This is a genomic window from Pseudomonas fluorescens NCIMB 11764 (assembly GCF_000293885.2).
Taxonomy (GTDB): domain Bacteria; phylum Pseudomonadota; class Gammaproteobacteria; order Pseudomonadales; family Pseudomonadaceae; genus Aquipseudomonas; species Aquipseudomonas fluorescens_B.
Genome location: NZ_CP010945.1, coordinates 2,915,811 through 2,934,582 on the forward strand (window position 1 = coordinate 2,915,811; position 18,772 = coordinate 2,934,582).

10 protein-coding genes are annotated in these 18,772 nt (G+C 59.5%); 5 read left to right on the top strand and 5 right to left on the bottom strand.

What is annotated here, in order from left to right; translation table 11 throughout:
• Position 1 precedes the first annotated feature (1 nt).
• Entirely contained in the window at positions 2-424 is a 423-nt protein-coding gene (locus B723_RS13415) for a YybH family protein (protein WP_017337106.1), read from the bottom strand.
• Between the two features lie 9 nt (positions 425-433).
• Entirely contained in the window at positions 434-1,384 is a 951-nt protein-coding gene (gene speB / locus B723_RS13420) for an agmatinase (protein WP_017337107.1), read from the bottom strand.
• A 356-nt stretch (positions 1,385-1,740) separates the two neighbouring features.
• Between speB and B723_RS13425 the strand changes: the two genes are divergently transcribed.
• Both B723_RS13425 and B723_RS13430 read left to right on the top strand, forming a co-directional pair.
• Complete coding sequence (locus B723_RS13425) at positions 1,741-2,634, top strand: LysR family transcriptional regulator (RefSeq protein ID WP_017337108.1); 894 nt, start codon at positions 1,741-1,743, stop codon at positions 2,632-2,634.
• Positions 2,635-2,638: 4 nt separating this feature from the next.
• A complete protein-coding gene (locus B723_RS13430; protein WP_017337109.1) occupies positions 2,639-3,235 on the top strand; it encodes a tRNA-uridine aminocarboxypropyltransferase in 597 nt (198 codons plus the stop codon).
• 130 nt (positions 3,236-3,365) lie between these two features.
• Here B723_RS13430 and B723_RS13435 read toward each other — a convergent pair whose 3' ends face one another.
• Genes B723_RS13435 through B723_RS13445 form a run of 3 tightly spaced genes read right to left on the bottom strand, consistent with a single transcriptional unit; the run spans position 3,366 to position 8,268 of the window.
• Positions 3,366-4,721 (bottom strand): HlyD family type I secretion periplasmic adaptor subunit, encoded by a 1,356-nt coding sequence (locus B723_RS13435; RefSeq protein ID WP_017337110.1) that lies wholly within the window; start codon positions 4,719-4,721, stop codon positions 3,366-3,368.
• Positions 4,722-4,731: 10 nt separating this feature from the next.
• Complete coding sequence (locus B723_RS13440; RefSeq protein WP_017337111.1) at positions 4,732-6,891, bottom strand: type I secretion system permease/ATPase; 2,160 nt, start codon at positions 6,889-6,891, stop codon at positions 4,732-4,734.
• Between the two features lie 18 nt (positions 6,892-6,909).
• Positions 6,910-8,268: a TolC family outer membrane protein gene (locus B723_RS13445; RefSeq protein ID WP_017337112.1), complete on the bottom strand. Its 1,359-nt coding sequence runs from the start codon at positions 8,266-8,268 to the stop codon at positions 6,910-6,912.
• A gap of 592 nt (positions 8,269-8,860) precedes the next feature.
• Here B723_RS13445 and B723_RS13450 point away from each other — a divergent pair.
• The 3 genes from B723_RS13450 (at position 8,861) to B723_RS13460 (ending at position 18,718) form a co-directional block, all read left to right on the top strand.
• The gene (locus B723_RS13450; protein WP_052909690.1) at positions 8,861-14,011 is read left to right on the top strand and encodes a retention module-containing protein; all 5,151 of its coding nucleotides are present in this window, start codon (positions 8,861-8,863) and stop codon (positions 14,009-14,011) included.
• 231 nt (positions 14,012-14,242) lie between these two features.
• Positions 14,243-16,216: a hypothetical protein gene (locus B723_RS13455; RefSeq protein WP_017337116.1), complete on the top strand. Its 1,974-nt coding sequence runs from the start codon at positions 14,243-14,245 to the stop codon at positions 16,214-16,216.
• Positions 16,217-16,438: 222 nt separating this feature from the next.
• Positions 16,439-18,718 (top strand): autotransporter outer membrane beta-barrel domain-containing protein, encoded by a 2,280-nt coding sequence (locus B723_RS13460; RefSeq protein WP_017337117.1) that lies wholly within the window; start codon positions 16,439-16,441, stop codon positions 18,716-18,718.
• Positions 18,719-18,772 lie beyond the last annotated feature (54 nt).

Here is an 18,772-nt window from a genome sequence, read left to right on the forward strand (position 1 = left end):
GCTAAGGGATTGGCAACCCTTCCGGCATCGCGGACAAATGTTCGTGGCAGGCCAGCCATAGGCCTTGTTGTTCTTGGCCAGACGCTTGTTTCTTGAAAACAATCGTCTCGCGCTCCTGGCTGAAGTGTTGCTCCCCTTGCATGCGCAGCTCGGTGGCCACGTCATGGATGAAAATCGCCACGTCACCCTGCAGGCTGACGAAGGCGTTGCTCGAGGTGCACGACAGCACCTCGAAGCCATCCTCCGAACGCCAGGTGTCCCACAACGCCTGATAGGCATCGCGCGACAGCAGCGGCTGCTCGAGGGTGTAGAAGACGAAGCTGGCATCGGCGCTGAACGCGCCGAAGTAGGCTTCGCGATCGTTACGGGCAAAGGCGGACACCAGATCGGCGGCGGCCTTCAAAACCTGATCACGTTCGTTCATGACCGATCCTCAGCGGTGGACCACGCCAGGCAGTACGCAGAGCATTTCGTACAGCAGGTTGGCGGCCAGCAGCGAGGTGTTGCCGGTGGTGTCATAAGCGGGCGAGACTTCTACCAGATCGCAACCGACCAGGTCGAGGCCTTGGCAGCCGCGAACGATCTCGATCGCCTGAATGGTCGTCAGACCACCGATTTCCGGGGTGCCGGTCCCCGGTGCCCAGGCCGGGTCGATGCCATCGATGTCGAAACTCAGGTACACCGGCCCGCCGCCGACTTTCTCGCGCACTTCGGCCATCAATGGTGCCAGGGATTTGTGCCAGCACTCTTCGGCCTGAACCACACGGAAACCCTGGTTACGGCTCCAGTTGAAGTCGTCAGCGGTGTAGCCCTGCGCACGCAGACCGATTTGCACGACGCGGTCCGGGTCCAGAAGACCTTCTTCGACGGCGCGACGGAAGGTGGTGCCATGGGCGATCTTCTCGCCAAACATGTGATCGTTCACATCGGCGTGGGCGTCGATGTGCACCAGGCCGACCTTGCCATGCTTCTTGTGGATGGCACGCAGGATCGGCAGGGTGATCGTGTGGTCGCCGCCCAGGGTCAGGGGGATTACATCGTGTTCGAGGATTTTGTGGTAGGACTCTTCGATGATCCGTACGGCATCCAGCAGGTTGAAGGTGTTGATGGCCACGTCGCCGATGTCGGCAACCGACAGTGAATCGAACGGCGCTGCGCCGGTCGCCATGTTGTACGGGCGGATCATCACGGATTCGGCGCGGATGTCACGCGGTCCGAAACGGGTGCCGGGACGCAGGGAAGTACCGATGTCCAGCGGCACGCCTACGAAGGCAGCGTCCAGACCGGCAGCGGTCGGTACATGGGGGAGTCGGAGCATGGTGGCGATGCCGCCGAAGCGCGGCATTTCGTTGCCGCCCAGTGGTTGGTGAAGAATCTTGTCCACGGGTAAGGCCTCATCGTCGTTGTTTTATTTATGTCGGTTGCGCAGAACCGGGGAGGTTCGGGCACCGCTAGGGACCGATTCTGCGAAATGCAGTGGCCGGGAAGAATCGCTACGGGCAAATACTTAGTTCAGATTTTTCTAAACTAATGGTTGGCACGACGATAGACTTGCGGCCATGTGCCGCACACCTGTGGCGAGGGGATTTATCCCCGTTGGGTGGCGAAGCCGCCCCAAACCCTGCAAACCGGAGCTTCAGATATACCGCAAACACTGGGTTTACGACTGCTGCGCAGCCGAACGGGGATAAATCCCCTCGCCACAGGATTGACATTCGATTGGTGTTTGGAGTGCCCCCCATGGCCAACGCTTTACCCGACCTGAAACTGTTACGCATCTTCGTCAGCGTGGTCCGTCATCAGGGGTTCGCCAACGCGCAGCAAGAGCTCAACCTCTCGACCTCGGCGATCAGCACCTACATGAGCCAGCTCGAAGCGGCCCTTGGCCTGGTGCTGTGCCATCGCGGTCGGGGCGGTTTCAGCCTGACCAGCAAAGGCGAATTGTTCCACCAGGAAACCCTGCGCCTGCTCGGCGAACTCGAAGGTTTCGAGCAATACGCGGCGGCGCTGAAGGGTGAACTGCGCGGCACGCTGAACCTCGGCGTCATCGACTCCACCGTCAGCGACAAGGCCTTGCCTTTCGCCGAGGCCATCGGCGCCTACAGTCAGGAACACCCGGCGGTGCATTTGCACCTTTCGGTGATGAGCCCGTACGAACTGCAACTCGGTGTGCAGGACAACCGTCTCGACCTCGCCATCGGCGCGTTTTCCACGCGCATGAGCGGGCTGGTCTACATGCCGCTGTACCGCGAACAACACTGGTTGTACTGCAGCAGCCGCCATCCGCTGTTCACCGAGCGACGCATCCCCGAGCAAGTCATCACCCAGCAACGCATGGTGGGGCGCGGTTACTGGAGCCAGGCCGAACTGGCGCGCCATGGCTTCAAGCACAGCGCCGCGACCGTGGAAAGCATGGAGGCGCAACTGATCCTGGTGCTGTCCGGCGCCTACATCGGTTATCTGCCGGAGCATTACGCCCAGGCCTGGGCAGACAAGGGGGACTTGCGCGTGTTGCTGCCGGCGACCTTCGGCTACCAGGCGCCGTTCTCGATGATCGTGCGCCGGGGGCGCAGTCGCGAACCGTTGATCCAGACCTTCCGCGATTTGCTCAAAGCACAGCTCAATCAGGTTTGAAACCATGTCCAGAATCCAGTGTGCCCGCTGCCTGCGTCCGCAAACCCATTGCCTGTGCCCCCTGATCCCGAGCCTCGACAGCCGCACTCGGGTGTTGTTGCTGCAACATCCGAGCGAAGTGAACCATGCGCTGAACACCGCGCGGTTGGCGGCATTGGGGTTGAAGAATGCCGAGTTGATGGTGGGTGAGGTGTTCGACGATTTGCCGGCACTGTTGAATCAGCCGGGCTATCAGGCGCGGCTGTTGTTTCCTGGCGAGGAGGCTCAACCGCTGCAGGCGTACGCGGTAAACGATCAGCCGCTGTTGCTGGTCGTACCGGACGGCACTTGGCGCAAGGCGCGTAAAATGCTGCACCTCAATCCGCTGTTGGCGGCGTTGCCCCGAGTGACCCTGGTGGAGGGCGGCGTGTCGCGGTATCGCTTGCGCAAGGCGCCGGGACCAGGGGCGCTGTCGACGGTGGAGGCGATTGTTCAGGCGTTGCAGGTGCTGGAAGCGCCTGTCAGTTTCGAGCCGTTGTTGAAACCGTTCGAGGCGCTGATCGAGGGACAGATTGCGGCGATGGGGGAGGAAATCTTCCAGCGTAATCATGGCGACAGATAAGTCGTGTCTGTACCGGCCCCATCGCTAGCAGGCTAGTTCCCACACTGGATCTGTGGCGTTCACAAGTTCCCTGTGGGAGCTGGCCTGCCAGCGATAGCCATTGCACAGCCAATGAAGATTCCCGCCGGACCTATCGCTCCCGCATCGCCTCGGTCCGGGCTTTAAGCACCGGTTTCAGCAGGTAATCCAGCACACTTTTCTCACCGGTGATGATGTCCACAGTGGCCACCATCCCCGGAATGATCAGCAGCGGTTTCACATCCCCACCCAAGTGATTTTTATCGGTGCGCACCTGAATCAGATAAAAGCTGTTGCCCTTGTCATCCGTAATCGTGTCCGCACCAATCAACTCCAGCTTCGCGCTCAACCCGCCGTAAATCGTGTAGTCGTACGCACTGAACTTGACCATCGCTTTCTGCCCCGGATGCAGGAACGCCACGTCCTGCGGGCGCACCTTGGCCTCGATCAGCAGGTTTTCCTCGATGGGCACGATTTCCACCATGTCGCTGCCCGGCTGGACCACGCCGCCGATGGTGTTGACCTTCAGCACCTTGATAATCCCGTGCACCGGCGACACCACCGTCGTGCGGCTCACTCGGTCATCAATGGCAATGCTCGACGCGGTGATTTTCGACAGATCGGTACGTTTCTCATTGAGCTCTTTCGCCGCGTCCGAACGGAAGGATTGTTCCGATTCGTCGATCTTGCTTTTGATCTCGTTGATCGCCGATTCCGCACGGGGAATCGCCAGCGTCGTGGCATTCAGTGAGCCGCGAATCTCCACCGCGCTGCGTTTGAGCCGCAGGATTTCCACGGGCGAAACCGCCCCGGTACCCACCAGCGGCGCGGACATGTTCATCTCTTGTTGCAGCAGCGCCAGGCTGGAACTGAATTGACTCTGTTTCGAGCGAAACTCCGCCAGTTCCTGGGTTTTCTGCCGCAGTTGTTCGGTCAGCGTGCGCTGTTCGCTGGCCAGGCGACGTTGCCGTTGTTCGTACAGCGAGCGCTCGTCCTCGGCCACTTGCGGGGCCTTGGCGATCACCTCCGGCGACAACTTGAACGGCCGCCCCTCGGCCTCGGCGGACAGGCGTTCGACCTGCGCGGTCAACGCGTAACGATCGGCCTCGCTTTCACCCTTGTTCGACAGAAACCGTGTGTCATCCAGGCGCAGCAGCGTGTCGCCCTTGTTCACCATTTGTCCTTCGCGCACAAAGATCTCGGTGACGATGCCGCCTTCCAGGTTCTGGATCACCTGCACCTTGCTCGACGGAATGGCCTTGCCTTCACCCATGGTGACTTCCTGCAACACCGCGAACCTGGCCCAGACCACGGCGCTGATGATCAGCGCGGCGGCGAGCCATACGGTGATCCGCGACCAGCGCGGGGAATCCTGCAACGAGGCGCCGGCGGTTTCCGGCATGAACTCGCTTTCGGCACTTTTGCTGAAGCTGTCGAAGTAGCCGCGTGAACCCTGTGAAGATGCCATAAGCGGACTCCTAGACGGCCGCAGAGCCGACACGGCCCTTGCGCAGTGCATCGATGACCGCTTCTTTCGGACCGTCGGCGACGATCCGCCCGTTGTCCAGTACCACCAGCCGGTCCACCAGGCTGAGCATCGAGGTGCGGTGGGTCACCAGCAGCAAGGTTTTGCCCTGGACCCAACCGTGAAGTTTTTGCCGAAGGACATCTTCGCTGCTGTTGTCCATGGCGCTGGTAGGTTCGTCGAGCAGCATGATTGGCGGGTCGAGCAACAAGGCGCGTGCCAGCAACACCGCCTGACGCTGACCGCCGGAGAGCAATTGCCCGCGTTCGCCGACAGGCCGGTCAAAGCCTTGTGGATGTTGCCGCGCGAGTTCGGTCACGCCGGTCAGTTCGGCCACTTCCAGCATCCGCGAGTCGCTGATGTAACGCGCGCCGAGGGTCAGGTTGTCGCGCAGGCTGCCGGCCAGCAGCGGCAGGTCGTGGGCCACGTAACCAATCTGTTGGCGAAGGTCGGCGACGTCCAGTTGCCGCAGGTCCAGGCCATCGAGCAGCAACTGGCCTTCCTCCGGTTCGTAGAAACCCATGATCAGACGCCCCAAGGTGCTTTTGCCCGAGCCGCTGCGCCCGATGATGCCGACCCGTTCACCGGGTTTCAGGCTGAAACTGATGTTGGCCAGCGCTGGGGCGTTCTGGCCGTTGTAGTGAAAGGTCACGCCGCTGACGTCGAGTGCGCCTTGCAGTTGCGTGCGTTCCAGCGGCCGCTGTTTCGCGTCGCGTTCTTGCGGAAGCGACATCAGCGCATCGGTGCTTTTCATGGTCAGTTGCGCTTGCTGATAGCGGGTGATCAGCCCGGCGATCTGCCCCAGCGGTGCGAGCACGCGACTGCCCAGCATGTAGGTCGCCACCAGTGCGCCGACGCTGAGGTTGCCGGCGATGATGCTGTAGACCCCGGCGACGATGGTCGCCATGCCGGAGAACTGCTGGATGAACAGCGTGCCGTTGGTGGCCAGCGCCGAGAGGTTGCGCGCATGACTGTCGAGGCGGGTGAGGGCGCCGTGGGTGCTTTCCCATTTGTGCTGGCGCTCGCTTTCGGCGCTGCAGGCCTTGAGGGTTTCCAGGCCGCCGAGGGTTTCGATCAGCAGGGCCTGGCGTTCGGCGCCGAGTGCCAGGCTTTTTTGCACGGTGTCGCGCAGGCGCACCTGAATCACCATGGCGAACAGAATGGTGATCGGGAATGCCAGCAACGGAATGACCACCAGCCAGCCACCGAGCAGGCCGATCACCACCAGCATCAGTACGGCGAAAGGCAGGTCGATCAGGCTGGTCAGCGTGACGGCGGTGAGGAATTCGCGCAGGCCCTGGAAGTCATGGATGCTTTGGGCAAAACCGCCGATGGTCGCCGGGCGCGCTTTCATCGACATGCCAGTGATGCGTTCGAACAGCGTTGCGGACAGGATCACGTCGGTTTTCTTCCCGGCGGTGTCCAGCAAGTGTGCGCGAACCACCCGCAGCGCCAGCTCGAAACCGGTGCCGATCAGCAAACCGATGGACAGCACCCACAAGGTTGAAGTCGCCTGGTTCGGTACCACCCGGTCGTACGTCTGCATCACGAACAGCGGCACCATCAGCCCCAGCAGGTTGATCAGGAAACTCGCGAGGATTGCATCGCTGTACAGCCATTTCGACAGCTTCAAGGTGTCGCGGAACCACGCCTCCACCCGTGGCACCAGCGGCGAACGCAAGTCTTCGAGTTCATGCCGTGGCCGGGCGAACAAGGCCTGGCCGCTGTAGTTTTCGGCCAGTTCTTCACGGCTGACCCACTGCTCGCCACCGTCGGCTTCGCTCGGCAGAATCAGCAAGCGGCCGTCATCGCCGAAGCGACGCAGGATGGCGGTGCGGCCGTTGTTGAGGATCAGCATCACAGGCAGGTTGAGCGCGGAAATGTCTTCCAGGTCACGGCGCAACAGCCGCGCCTGCAAACTGGCCCGGGCCGCTGCGCGCGGCAGCAGGTCCAGGCTCAAGCGTTGGTGTGCCATTGGCAGCCCGGCACTCAGGCTGGCACGACTGACCGTCGCGCCATGAAGTTTGCAGAGGATCAGCAGACCGTCCAGAAGCGGGTCATCGAAGCTCAGCCGCGGATCGACACCGGTGTTGCCGGGTTCCATGCTGGTCACATTGATCGCTCCATTGCACTACCGCAATTCAGGCAGACGGGCTTCGTTCTTCACTTCGGTCCGGGCGATCGCATCGGCGGGCAGCACCACCCGTTGTTTGCTCAGCAACTGGCCCATGTTCGCCAGCACGCGGTACATCGAGTACTCCTCGGTGTAGCGCACTTCGGTGTAGCGGCGATTGGCGTTGTACAGCTCGTTTTCGCTGTCGAGCACGTCCAGCAGGGTCCGTTGGCCGAGGCCGAACTGGTCCTGGTAGGCCGCACGAACGCGGGTGGTGGTTTCCGCGTATTCGCGGGCGGTCGGGGTTTGTTTCCGGGCGTTGAGCATGGCGTTCCACGCCAGGTGGATGTTCTCGTTGAGCTGGCGCAGGGCGTTGTTGCGGATGTCCATGGCCTGATTGATCTTGTGTGCGTCGGAAGCCAGCCTTGCCTTGTCGCTGCCGCCACGGAACAGGTTGTAGTTCATCACGACGCCGACGCGCCATTCGTTGTCGTGGCCTTCTTCGCCGGCGATGTTGTTGTTTGCCCCCACCGCGGCTTCAGCGTCGAAGCGTGGGTAGAACGGCGACTTGGCGACTTCGTACTGGCTCTCGGCCGATTGCACATCCGCCTGGGCCGATTTCAGGTACGGGTTGTTGTCGACCATGCTCTGTTGGGCATCCTGGATCGTGGCCGGCAATTCGCCCTTGATCGACGGCAGTGTTTCCAGTTCATCGGGCATGCGCCCTGTCACGGCATAGAAATTCGCTTCGGCATCGGCCAGATCGACTTCGGCAGTATCGAGGTTGTTCTCCGCGAGTGCCCGGCGAGCCACGGATTGATCGGAGTCGGCGTTGCTGCCGATACCGCGCTGGGTGCGCAGGCCGATCTGGTCGTTGACCCGCAGGTGCGCCTGCAGGTTGTTCTTGGCCAGGGTCACCAGTTCGCGGCGCTTGAGCACTTCGAGATAGACCTCGATGGTGCGCAGGGCCAGGTCCTGCGCGGTGCCCTGAGCGTAATAGGCCCGGGAGTTGACCACGCCTTTGGTGCGCTCGACTTCGTTGGATGTGTTGAAACCATCGAAGAGCATCTGCCGCAAGCGCAGTTCCGATTGGGTGTAGTTCAGAATCTCGGTGTGGTGATTGCCGAAGGCGCGGGTGTTGGTGTTGTCGCTGTACCCGCGCCCGTAGCCGGCATTCAGGTCAACAGAGGGATAAAAACCGCCCTTGGCGACTTTCACGTCCTCATCCGCCGACAGGCGGCTGTCTACACGTGAGGCGAGTTCCGGGTGGGTGGCGATGGTGCTCTGGATCGCCTCGGTCAACGACATGGCTTGAGCCTGAGAAGTGCAGGCCATGGCCAATAGAATCGCACTGCAAACGGGGGTCAATCGGCGCATGGATACATCTCCCTGAAGTCCCAATGGTGCTTATCAGTCGCCAAATATTTGACGGCATTTATGGGTGAAACCGTTTCATACTTGTAACATCAGAGCTAAGAACATTCTCAAAAGAACCTTAGAAGTTTTTCTCATAACTGTTATGTCAAAAAAAACTTATGCGCTCTGAAAAATCCAGCACATTGTTCAATCCGAAAGCCCTTGATTTACGAGCCTTAGGGAGCTTCTTGAGGGCTGGGAAAAGTTCAATCCACTTATCGATGTGGGGCGAAGAAGTGCTGGAGGGGAGGGATGCGCTACGGTTTTTTGGGTGACGGTTTTTTGTCACTCGTTGGTTCAAAACCGTTACGCATTGCCCGTAGGTAAGGTTGTTTCGCAACAGCATTCCGATGTAATTGATTGCATTGGGTTTTATGCCGAATCGAGACACTTCGCCCATGGGCGACACGCTTGGCGAGAAGTCGCCAGGGCAGCGGCTTGTTCAGGCAAGCCGCCGCCCGGTAGACGTTCCGCCGGCCACCCGCTCACGCCATGAGCACGTTCTTCGCAATCAACAGGATGCCGACAGCGGTTGGCAGCGGAGGAAATGCACATGGCAACGCTCATCGGTATCGTCACTAAGGTCATTGGTCAGGTGTTCGCGCAAGCGAGCGACGGCACCCGACGTGCCTTGATCGAGGGGGACAGGCTGTACGCCGGCGATCAACTGGTCACCGGTGCCGAAGGCGCGGTGGCGGTGCATCTGCAAAATGGCCAGGAACTGACCCTCGGGCGTGGCAGCAGCCTGCAAATGAATTCGCAGCTGCTCGCGCATCAGGTGCCCCATGTGGAAACAGCCGAAGCGGCGACGCCGACGCAGGCGCAACTGTCCGACGTCGAACGAGTGCAAAAAGCCATCGCGGCGGGTGATGACCCGACCCAGACAGCGGAAGCCACGGCCGCGGGGCCGGGTGAACAGGGCGCACCTGGTGGTGCCGCGGGCGGTGGTCACAGTTTTGTATTGCTGGAAGAAGTGGCCGGGCGGGTCGATCCGACTGTCGGTTTCCCTACCGCCGGCTTCAACGGTATTCCTGAATTTCCCTTGGAACGTCTGGCCGGTGATCCGGATAACGGCGGTAACGCGGCTGCAGCGCCGATTGGTGCCGATGCCCCGGATGTTCCGAATGATCCTGAAACGCCAGACCATCCCGTCACCCTCAACGGCCTCGACGTGGCGGGCGGCGAACTGACCGTCTACGAAAAAAACCTCACCTACGGCACCGATCCCGATAACCCCGCCCTGACCCAGACCGGCACCTTCACCGTCAATGCGCCGGATGGCCTGCAAACCCTGACCGTCGGCGGTATCGCCATCGTCACCGCAGGCGTCGCAGCGGGCTTCCCGCAATCGGCCGAGACCAACACCGGTGCGCTGTTCACCGTCACCGGTTACAACCCGGCCACTGGCGTGGTGAGCTACAGCTACACCCTGAATTACGACAGCGATCACCCGAACGCTGGCGGTGCCAACAGCATTTCCGAGAACTTTGACGTTGTTGCCACCGATACGGACGGCAGCACCGCGACCGGCCAGATCAACGTCAACATCGTCGATGACACGCCGGACGCCAACCCAGACGCGACGTCGGTGACCGAAGGCGGCGTCGTCAGCGGCAACGTGTTGTGGAACGATGTCGCCGGCGCCGATGGCCCCTTGCTTGGCGGTGGCGTGGTCGGCGTGCGCGCCGGCTCGGACACTTCGACGCCGGTGAATGGCGGGCTCAACACCCAGATCAACGGTACTTACGGCTACCTGACCCTGGACGCCCAGGGCAACGCCGAGTACCACAGCTACCCGAACTCCGTGAACGGCCCGGGCGCGACCGACGTGTTCACTTACACCCTGCGTGATAACGACGGTGATGAAAGCACCACGACCCTCACCATCGACGTCAACAACAGCTGTATCAACAACCCGGTCACCCTCAACGGCCTCGACGTGGCGGGCGGCGAACTGACCGTCTACGAGAAAAACCTCACCTACGGCACTGACCCGGATGCCCCGACCCTGACCCAGACCGGCACCTTCACCGTCAATGCGCCGGATGGCCTGCAAACCTTGACCGTGGGCGGTATCGCCATCGTCACCGCAGGTGTCGCCGCGGGCTTTCCGCAATCGGCCGAGACCAACACCGGTGCGCTGTTCACCGTCACCGGTTACAACCCGGCCACTGGCGTGGTGAGCTACAGCTACACCCTGAATTACGACAGCGATCACCCGAACGCTGGCGGTGCCAACAGCATCTCCGAGCACTTTGACGTTGTTGCCACCGATACGGACGGCAGCACCGCGACCGGCCAGATCAACGTCAACATCGTCGATGACACGCCGGACGCCAACCCAGACGCGACGTCGGTGACCGAAGGCGGCGTCGTCAGCGGCAACGTGTTGTGGAACGACGTCGCCGGCGCCGATGGCCCCCTGCTCGGCGGTGGCGTGGTCGGCGTGCGCGCCGGCTCGGACACTTCGACGCCGGTGAACGGCGGGCTCAACACCCAGATCAACGGCACTTACGGCTACCTGACCCTGGACGCCCAGGGCAACGCCGAGTACCACAGCTACCCGAACTCCGTGAACGGCCCGGGCGCGACCGACGTGTTCACTTACACCCTGCGTGATAACGACGGTGATGAAAGCACCACGACCCTCACCATCGACGTCAACAACAGCTGTATCAACAACCCGGTCACCCTCAACGGTCTCGACGTGGCGGGCGGCGAACTGACCGTCTACGAAAAAAACCTCACCTACGGCACCGATCCCGATAACCCCGCCCTGACTCAAACCGGCACCTTCACCGTCAATGCGCCGGATGGCCTGCAAACCCTGACCGTCGGCGGTATCGCCATCGTCACCGCAGGCGTCGCCGCGGGCTTCCCGCAATCGGCCGAGACCAACACCGGTGCGCTGTTCACCATCACCGGTTACAACCCGGCCACTGGCGTGGTGAGCTACAGCTACACCCTCAATTACGACAGCGATCACCCGAACGCTGGCGGTGCCAACAGCATCTCCGAGCACTTTGACGTTGTTGCCACCGATACGGACGGCAGCACCGCGACCGGCCAGATCAACGTCAACATCGTCGATGACACGCCGGACGCCAACCCAGACGCGACCTCGGTAACCGAAGGCGGCGTCGTCAGCGGCAACGTGCTGTGGAACGACGTCGCCGGCGCCGATGGCCCCTTGCTCGGCGGTGGCGTGGTCGGCGTGCGCGCCGGCTCGGACACTTCGACCCCGGTGAACGGCGGGCTCAACACCCAGATCAACGGTACTTACGGCTACCTGACCCTGGACGCCCAAGGCAACGCCGAGTACCACAGCTACCCGAACTCCGTGAACGGCCCGGGCGCGACCGACGTGTTCACTTACACCCTGCGCGACAACGACGGTGACGAAAGCACCACGACCCTCACCATCGACGTCAACAACAGCTGTATCAACAACCCGGTCACCCTCAACGGCCTCGACGTGGCGGGCGGCGAACTGACCGTCTACGAAAAAAACCTCACCTACGGCACTGACCCGGATGCCCCGGCCCTGACCCAGACCGGCACCTTCACCGTCAACGCCCCGGACGGCCTGCAAACCCTGACCGTGGGCGGTATCGCCATCGTCACCGCTGGCGTCGCCGCGGGCTTCCCGCAATCGGCCGAGACCAACACCGGTGCGCTGTTCACCGTCACCGGTTACAACCCGGCCACCGGCGTGGTGACTTACAGCTACACCCTGAACTACGACAGTGACCACCCGAATGCTGGCGGTGCCAACAGCATTTCCGAGCATTTCGACGTGGTGGCCAAGGATGTCAACGGCAGCACCGCGACCGGGCAACTCGACGTCAACATCGTCGATGACACGCCGAACGCCAACCCTGACGCCACTTCAGTGACCGAAGGCGGCGTCGTCAGCGGCAACGTGCTGTGGAACGATGTCGCCGGCGCCGATGGCCCCTTGCTCGGCGGTGGCGTGGTCGGCGTGCGCGCCGGCTCGGACACTTCGACGCCGGTGAACGGCGGGCTCAACACCCAGATCAACGGCACTTACGGCTACCTGACCCTGGACGCCCAGGGCAACGCCGAGTACCACAGCTATCCGAACTCCGTGAACGGCCCGGGCGCGACCGACGTGTTCACTTACACCCTGCGTGATAACGACGGCGACGAAAGCACCACGACCCTCACCATCGACGTCAACAACAGTTGCATCAAAGCGTCCAGCGATAATGACGTAACCGTCATCACCAACGTGCTGTCGGGCAGCGTCGCGGTGCCGGGCGAAGCGTTGCTGGCCAACGAGACCGATTCGAAGGGCGATTCACTCACCGCATCACCGACGACGTTCAACACCGGCTGGATCGCCAAAGGTGCGGACTTCACCGGCAGCCACCAGAACTACAGCTTCACCGGCGGCAATGCGCAGTCCGTCAGCATCGCCCGCAGTGCCTTCGTCGCCAACACCGCCGCCATGACCGCGGTGCTGGTGGTCAGCGGCGCGTTGGGCGAAGTCAAACACAACACCCTCAACGACGAGGACCGCATCACCGTCACCCTCAAACAGGGTGAAACCCTTAACCTCGACCACAATCTGGCGGCCGGTCACGTCGCCATGGAGTACTCGGTCAACGGTGGTGCGTTCATTGCCATCGGCGATGGCCAGACCATCACCGCCGCAACGGACGGCACCTACCAGATCCACATCACCAACATCGACAACGACGGGCCGGGCCACAGCGGCAAGGGCGCGGAAAACTACCAGCTGACTCTGACTGTCGACTACTCCGGCGCCCACAACACCACCCCGGACTACCACGGCACCTACACCGTCAACGACCACCACGGCGGCAGCGACAGCGCCGGCGTGACCATCACCTACCAGGACGGTCACACGCTCGCCGGTACGGCGGGCGATGACGTGCTGGTGGCGGGCACCGGCGACAACGTGATCAACGCCGGCGACGGCAATGATGTGCTCACCGCCGGTGCTGGCAACAACGAACTGCACGGCGACGCCGGCAATGACTTGCTCTACAGCGGCGCGGGCAACGACCTGCTCGACGGCGGCACCGGCCTCGACACCGCGAGCTACCTCCACGCCACCGCCGGGGTCAAGGTCGACCTGAGCCTGCTCGGCGCGCAAAACACACTGGGCGCGGGCACCGACACCCTGACCGCGATTGAAAACCTCACCGGTTCCAACTTCGACGACACACTCACCGGCGACAACCACAACAACATCATCACCGGCGGCCTCGGCAACGATGTGCTCAACGGGGGCGGCGGCGACGACTTGCTCATCGGCGGGCTCGGCAACAACACCCTCACCGGTGGTGCCGGCGCGGACACCTTCCAGTGGCTCAAAGATAACAGCGGTCACGACGTGGTCACCGACTTCACCCCGGGCACCGACAAACTCGACCTGTCGCAACTGCTGCAAGGCGAGAACGGCACCGCAGCGTCACTGGATGACTACCTGCATTTCAAAGTCACCGGCAGCGGCGATTCACTGGTCACCAGCATCGACGTCAGCGGCATGGCCGGCGCCGCGCCGAACCAGACCATCGACCTGGCTGGTGTGGACCTGGCCAGCCATTACGGCGTGTCGCCGGGGGCGGGCGGGGTGATTGCCGGCGGGGCAGATACGGCGACCATCATCAACGGCATGTTGAATGATCACTCGTTGAAGGTGGATACCGTGTGACCTGAAACCTTAAACAACAAAACCCGCCATCCCTGCGTAAGGGATGGCGGGTTTTTTGTTGGGCGCAGTTTATGAAAGTGTCCGACCAGTGGTAGCAAAACCTGTGATTTCTGACAGTAGTCAGTCTTGCGTGGCTGCCTTTAAATCAAGACATCGAGATGGGTGAAGCATTCATGGCAATGCGATAACTGAACGTCAGGGCGATAAAGCTCAACATCAAGGAGTATTGAAATGTCCAAAAAAGAAAGCTTTCCTGTTAACGCCAGAAAAAGAAGAGCGCAGTATCTGGCCTATCGACAGACTTTACGTGTTATTGATATGGAGGCCCCCACACCTGGCACGGCCAACCCTTTTTTGGATGCTTTGGAAGTAGATGGGCCAAAGTTTCTTCCTTATAGTTTTTTTAATAAGCCGTTGGTGTTTATGCACCCGGTATTTGATGGGCAAGATAGCGGCAATCCACCGAATTTTATTAGTTCGATGCTGACGGTTGATGGTTCCCCGGATACAACATCCAAATTTGAAGAAACCACACCTCTTGATCCCCTTCCTCCTCGTCCCATGACCCTCAGCCTGGCGACTAAAGACACACCCGGTTTGCGTAAAATCAGTTTGGTCTTTGAGTTTCAGGGTAACCCTGCGAACGTAGAGGCATTCGAATACATGGTCGATACCGCTGCGCCCTTGCTCGACAAGTCAGTAGAACCACCGCAAACCGCGATAGATTACGGTTTGGATCCGGATGACTTTGCTGGAGACAAGACTGTTAAATTGAAGTATGCGCCTTGGTCGAATCAACGACTTGGGGATAAGATTGTTTGCTATATCGGTCGCGATAAAAACACTAAGCAGGAAATTGATTCTAAAACAATAACTGCGACTAACTTGAATCAACCGCTGGAATTCGATTTGACGGCTGCGCACGTCGCTAATTTCGATGGAAGGTATATTGTTTTTTGTGAGGCGATGAGTTACCCGGGCGTTCCGTCCTCGCCCTCTGCAGAAACAGTATTGTATGTGTTCAGAGATCTTAAGCCTGTTGTAGCGGAACCCCTGAACGTTCCCCAAATACCAGACCCGACGCTCGATGCGATTGGTGTTCAGGAGTTGATAGACGGATTGGGTGCAGGCCTCAAACTTCCGATTCCAAACTTTAATAGTTCATTAGATAAAATTATATATACCATCGATGGCGTAGATCAACCGGAGAAGCCTATACCCGCAAGTGAGTTCTTGCATGATCTTGATAATCACGCTCTTATTGAAAAAGGGCATTTCAGAAACGATCTGAAACTGGGCTACAGAATTAAACGGGGCATCTTTTTCTATCCGGCAACACCTATCGTCACCAATTATTTGCTGGATACCCGAAAACCATGTGCACCATTCGACCCTGATAATCCGAGGCCACCGGACACGTCCATGCTTCTCCCATGGATTAAGGGGCCGGTCTCCGATGATAATAATAAACTGACAGCAGCAGATAAACAAAATGGTGGGGTCGTCAAAGGGTTTTTACCTCATCATCGTCTTTTCAAGGTTGGAGATTCAGCTCAGTTTTACATCGGTGGTGTCGAGGTTCCGTCGCCGGGCGGACTCTATAAGATCGATGGAAATGAAGACCCGACAAAACCCATCGAGTTTTCAATGGACTGGGCCTTTCTTGCAACGGTGGGGGAAAGTCAAACCACGCAACTTCAGGTTGAAGTAACACATGACTTGAATAATAACGAAGCGATTTCAGCAGTGGATTATGCGGATGTCAGTACTCAGCCAATCGTCTTGGCTGCCGCCGGATTCAGACACATGCATGCCAACCCGGCAATAGGTTTGAACTGTAGTTCTTTGAGAAAACTGCCCAATGGTGAAGTAGTGTTGGTTATTCGGATTCCGGCGGATACACGGCTGGCTGATAACGAAGTTACAGTGAAGTACGAAGGGTACTCTGGAAGCACGCCTGTAGATCCTATTCCCGGGTCTGAGTGGGAGGATACTCCATATGCTCCTAGTCCAGAAGAAGCGGCTGCCGGGTATGATAGGTATATGCCTTATGATTATATGCTGCAGACACTCAATGGTTATGGTCGAGTGAGCTATGAGGTCACTATCAATAAGGAATATGTTGCGAAAGATGGCGATGTTGTTCGGGTCAGTGCATTTAACGGCTCGGATACATGCGATGTGACAACGCCTGATCCTGTATAGGTCGAGTGCCAACAGGCCGAAGAATGTGTTCTGAGTCCAACTGTATATCCGGTGTCGAGGCGCCGGATATACAGAGTTGTTGATTTTAGTTTTTTCCGTCGGTTTTTTCTCACGCTTTCAGAGATTAATCCTACATTTATTTGTAGGAAGTCTCTGTATCGTCCGCAGCCCTCAACGTTCTCCGCCTCTTTGCAGGAGACAAGAAGACGAAAGGACAGGTCCATGAGCTTCGACAACCCAATTTCACATAAACCTGCAAGCGCAGTTACGTTCAAAGTGCTGGCACTGTTGCCGGCTTTTTTTTTGATCAACACATCGGCGATGGCGGCAATCATTGTTGGCGCCGGCGAGAACAGGACCATCGATCCGACTGACCCCGTCAGCGACTATTTGGTGCAAGATGGCGGCGTACTCAATGCAGGGGCAGTAACGACCCAAAGCTTGACCATCCAGACCGGATCGACCTTGAATATCGACGGTGCTACCGTCAATGGCAATCCCGGCTTCTATGGGATTCAGGTGTCTGATAGCCAGGCCACCATTAATCGGGCCACCGTGACGGCGGACACCCGTGCTTTATGGGTTGCTCGACCACCGTCATCGACGCAGGGCTCGACGGTCGAGGCTACCGATAGCCGGTTCCTGGGCGGTGAGACCGGCGCACTCGTCACCGGTCTGAGTACATTGACGCTAACCAACAGCGAACTGCGCGGCACCAATGCCGGCAGCGTCGGCCTGGACAGTCGAGGCGGTGATGTACGCGCATTGGCAGGAACGCTTATCAGCGGTGACAGCGCAGGCGTACGGATGACCAATGACGCCAATGGCCAGGGCACCAATACTTTGTTGCTGGACAACTCCACCGTAGAAGGCCGCAGCGGGCCGGCGATCCTGGTGGAAGGCGGCGTTCAAGGCGCGACGATTCAAGTGCAGAACAACAGTGTTCTGCGGGCGGCTGATGGCACTCTGTTGAAAGTACAAGGCGCTTCCACTGCGGCAATGAATGTCGTCGGCAGTGCGTTGGAAGGCAACGTGCAAGTGTTGCAGAACAGCACAGTGGACCTCTCGTTCAACGGCGCCTCGATGGTGGGGGACATCCTGCGTGAAAACGGCTCCACCGCCAATGTCACCCTGAACAATGGCTCATCGTTCACCGGGCGCTTGAACAACAGCAACCTGACGCTCAACCAGTCGAGCCTGACCATGGTCGACAATGACAGCATCGACAACTTGTCGATGAACGACGGTATCGTCAATTTCGGTGCACCTGGCGCGCAGCGTGCGAATCGTCAACTTGAGGTCGGGACGCTTGCCGGCAACGGCATCATTGCCATGCAGGGCAACTTCCAGACCGGTGAAAGCGACTTGCTGAAAGCCGATACGGCGACCGGCAGCTACGAATTGGCCGTCAATGCTTCGGGCAAGGACGCGACGTCTCCTCAACAATTGACGCTGGTGCAAATTGCCAACAACACCGCAGCTTTCTCGTTGCTGGGAGGTCGGGTCGATGTCGGGACATTTGAATACGATCTGGAAGAAAGAACCAACGCCACCGGCGGCACCGAGTATTACCTGAACCCTACCACCCGGCTCACGTCCGGTGCGCAATCGGTGGCAGCCTTGTTTCAAACAGCGCTTACCATTTCGTACGGCGAGTTGAAGTCGCTGGAATACCGCATGAGCGAGTTGCAGGCGGACGACAAGCGCCATGGCCTGTGGGTACGGTCATATGGCAACAAATGGAACGTTGACGATGGTTCGTCGGGTGTGGGTTATCGTCAACAGCAGCAGGGTTTCACCCTGGGTGCCGACACCCGGTTGGGTGACAGTCCCTGGAAGGTCGGTATGCTGGCGGGTTACAGCAAATCCGATGTGGACCTCAATGGTGGCACCTCGGCCGAGGTCAACAGCTACTACTTCGGCCCCTATTTTGGCTGGCTGAATCGCGACACCGGCTACTACGTTGATGGCGCCCTGAAGTTCAACCATTTCCGTAATGAGTCCAAGGTCCGCATGAGCGATGGCAAACGTGCCGAGGGCGATTACAGCAACTCGGCAGTGAGTGCGATCGTAGAAGGTGGCCGCAATATTGATCTCGGGGATGGCTGGTTCGCCCAACCTTCTGCCCAGGTATCCGCGGCCGTCATCCAGGGCAAGAACTATCGTCTGGACAACGACATGGAGGCCGAAGGTGACCGCACACATTCGTTGCGCAGCAAGCTGGGCGTCATGGCCGGTCGAAGCATCGACCTGGGTAATACTCAGATGCGTCCATACGGGCGGGTAGCGGTGGTTCATGAATTTGCATCGAACGACAACAACGTGCGGGTCAACGGAAACACGATCAATACCAACCTTGCGGGCACCGGTTTTGAAGCCGGTGTCGGGTTGACAGCTTCGTGGTCCGAGAATTTGCGTTTTGATGTCGGTGTCGATTACGCCAAGGGTAAAAATATCGAACAGCCAGTGGCCGTCACCTTTGGTGTGAACTATCAGTTTTAAAGGTGAGGGACGAAAAAACCGCTATAAGCGGTTTTTTTTCGTTCTGCCTGCTGC

Coding starts and splice junctions, on each gene's coding strand:
- B723_RS13415 (WP_017337106.1), bottom strand. CDS start 424: ATGAACGAACGTGATCAGGTTTTGAAGGCCGCCGCCGATCTGGTGTCC.
- B723_RS13425 (WP_017337108.1), top strand. CDS start 1,741: ATGGCCAACGCTTTACCCGACCTGAAACTGTTACGCATCTTCGTCAGC.
- B723_RS13430 (WP_017337109.1), top strand. CDS start 2,639: ATGTCCAGAATCCAGTGTGCCCGCTGCCTGCGTCCGCAAACCCATTGC.
- B723_RS13435 (WP_017337110.1), bottom strand. CDS start 4,721: ATGGCATCTTCACAGGGTTCACGCGGCTACTTCGACAGCTTCAGCAAA.
- B723_RS13445 (WP_017337112.1), bottom strand. CDS start 8,268: ATGCGCCGATTGACCCCCGTTTGCAGTGCGATTCTATTGGCCATGGCC.
- B723_RS13450 (WP_052909690.1), top strand. CDS start 8,861: ATGGCAACGCTCATCGGTATCGTCACTAAGGTCATTGGTCAGGTGTTC.
- B723_RS13455 (WP_017337116.1), top strand. CDS start 14,243: ATGTCCAAAAAAGAAAGCTTTCCTGTTAACGCCAGAAAAAGAAGAGCG.
- B723_RS13460 (WP_017337117.1), top strand. CDS start 16,439: ATGAGCTTCGACAACCCAATTTCACATAAACCTGCAAGCGCAGTTACG.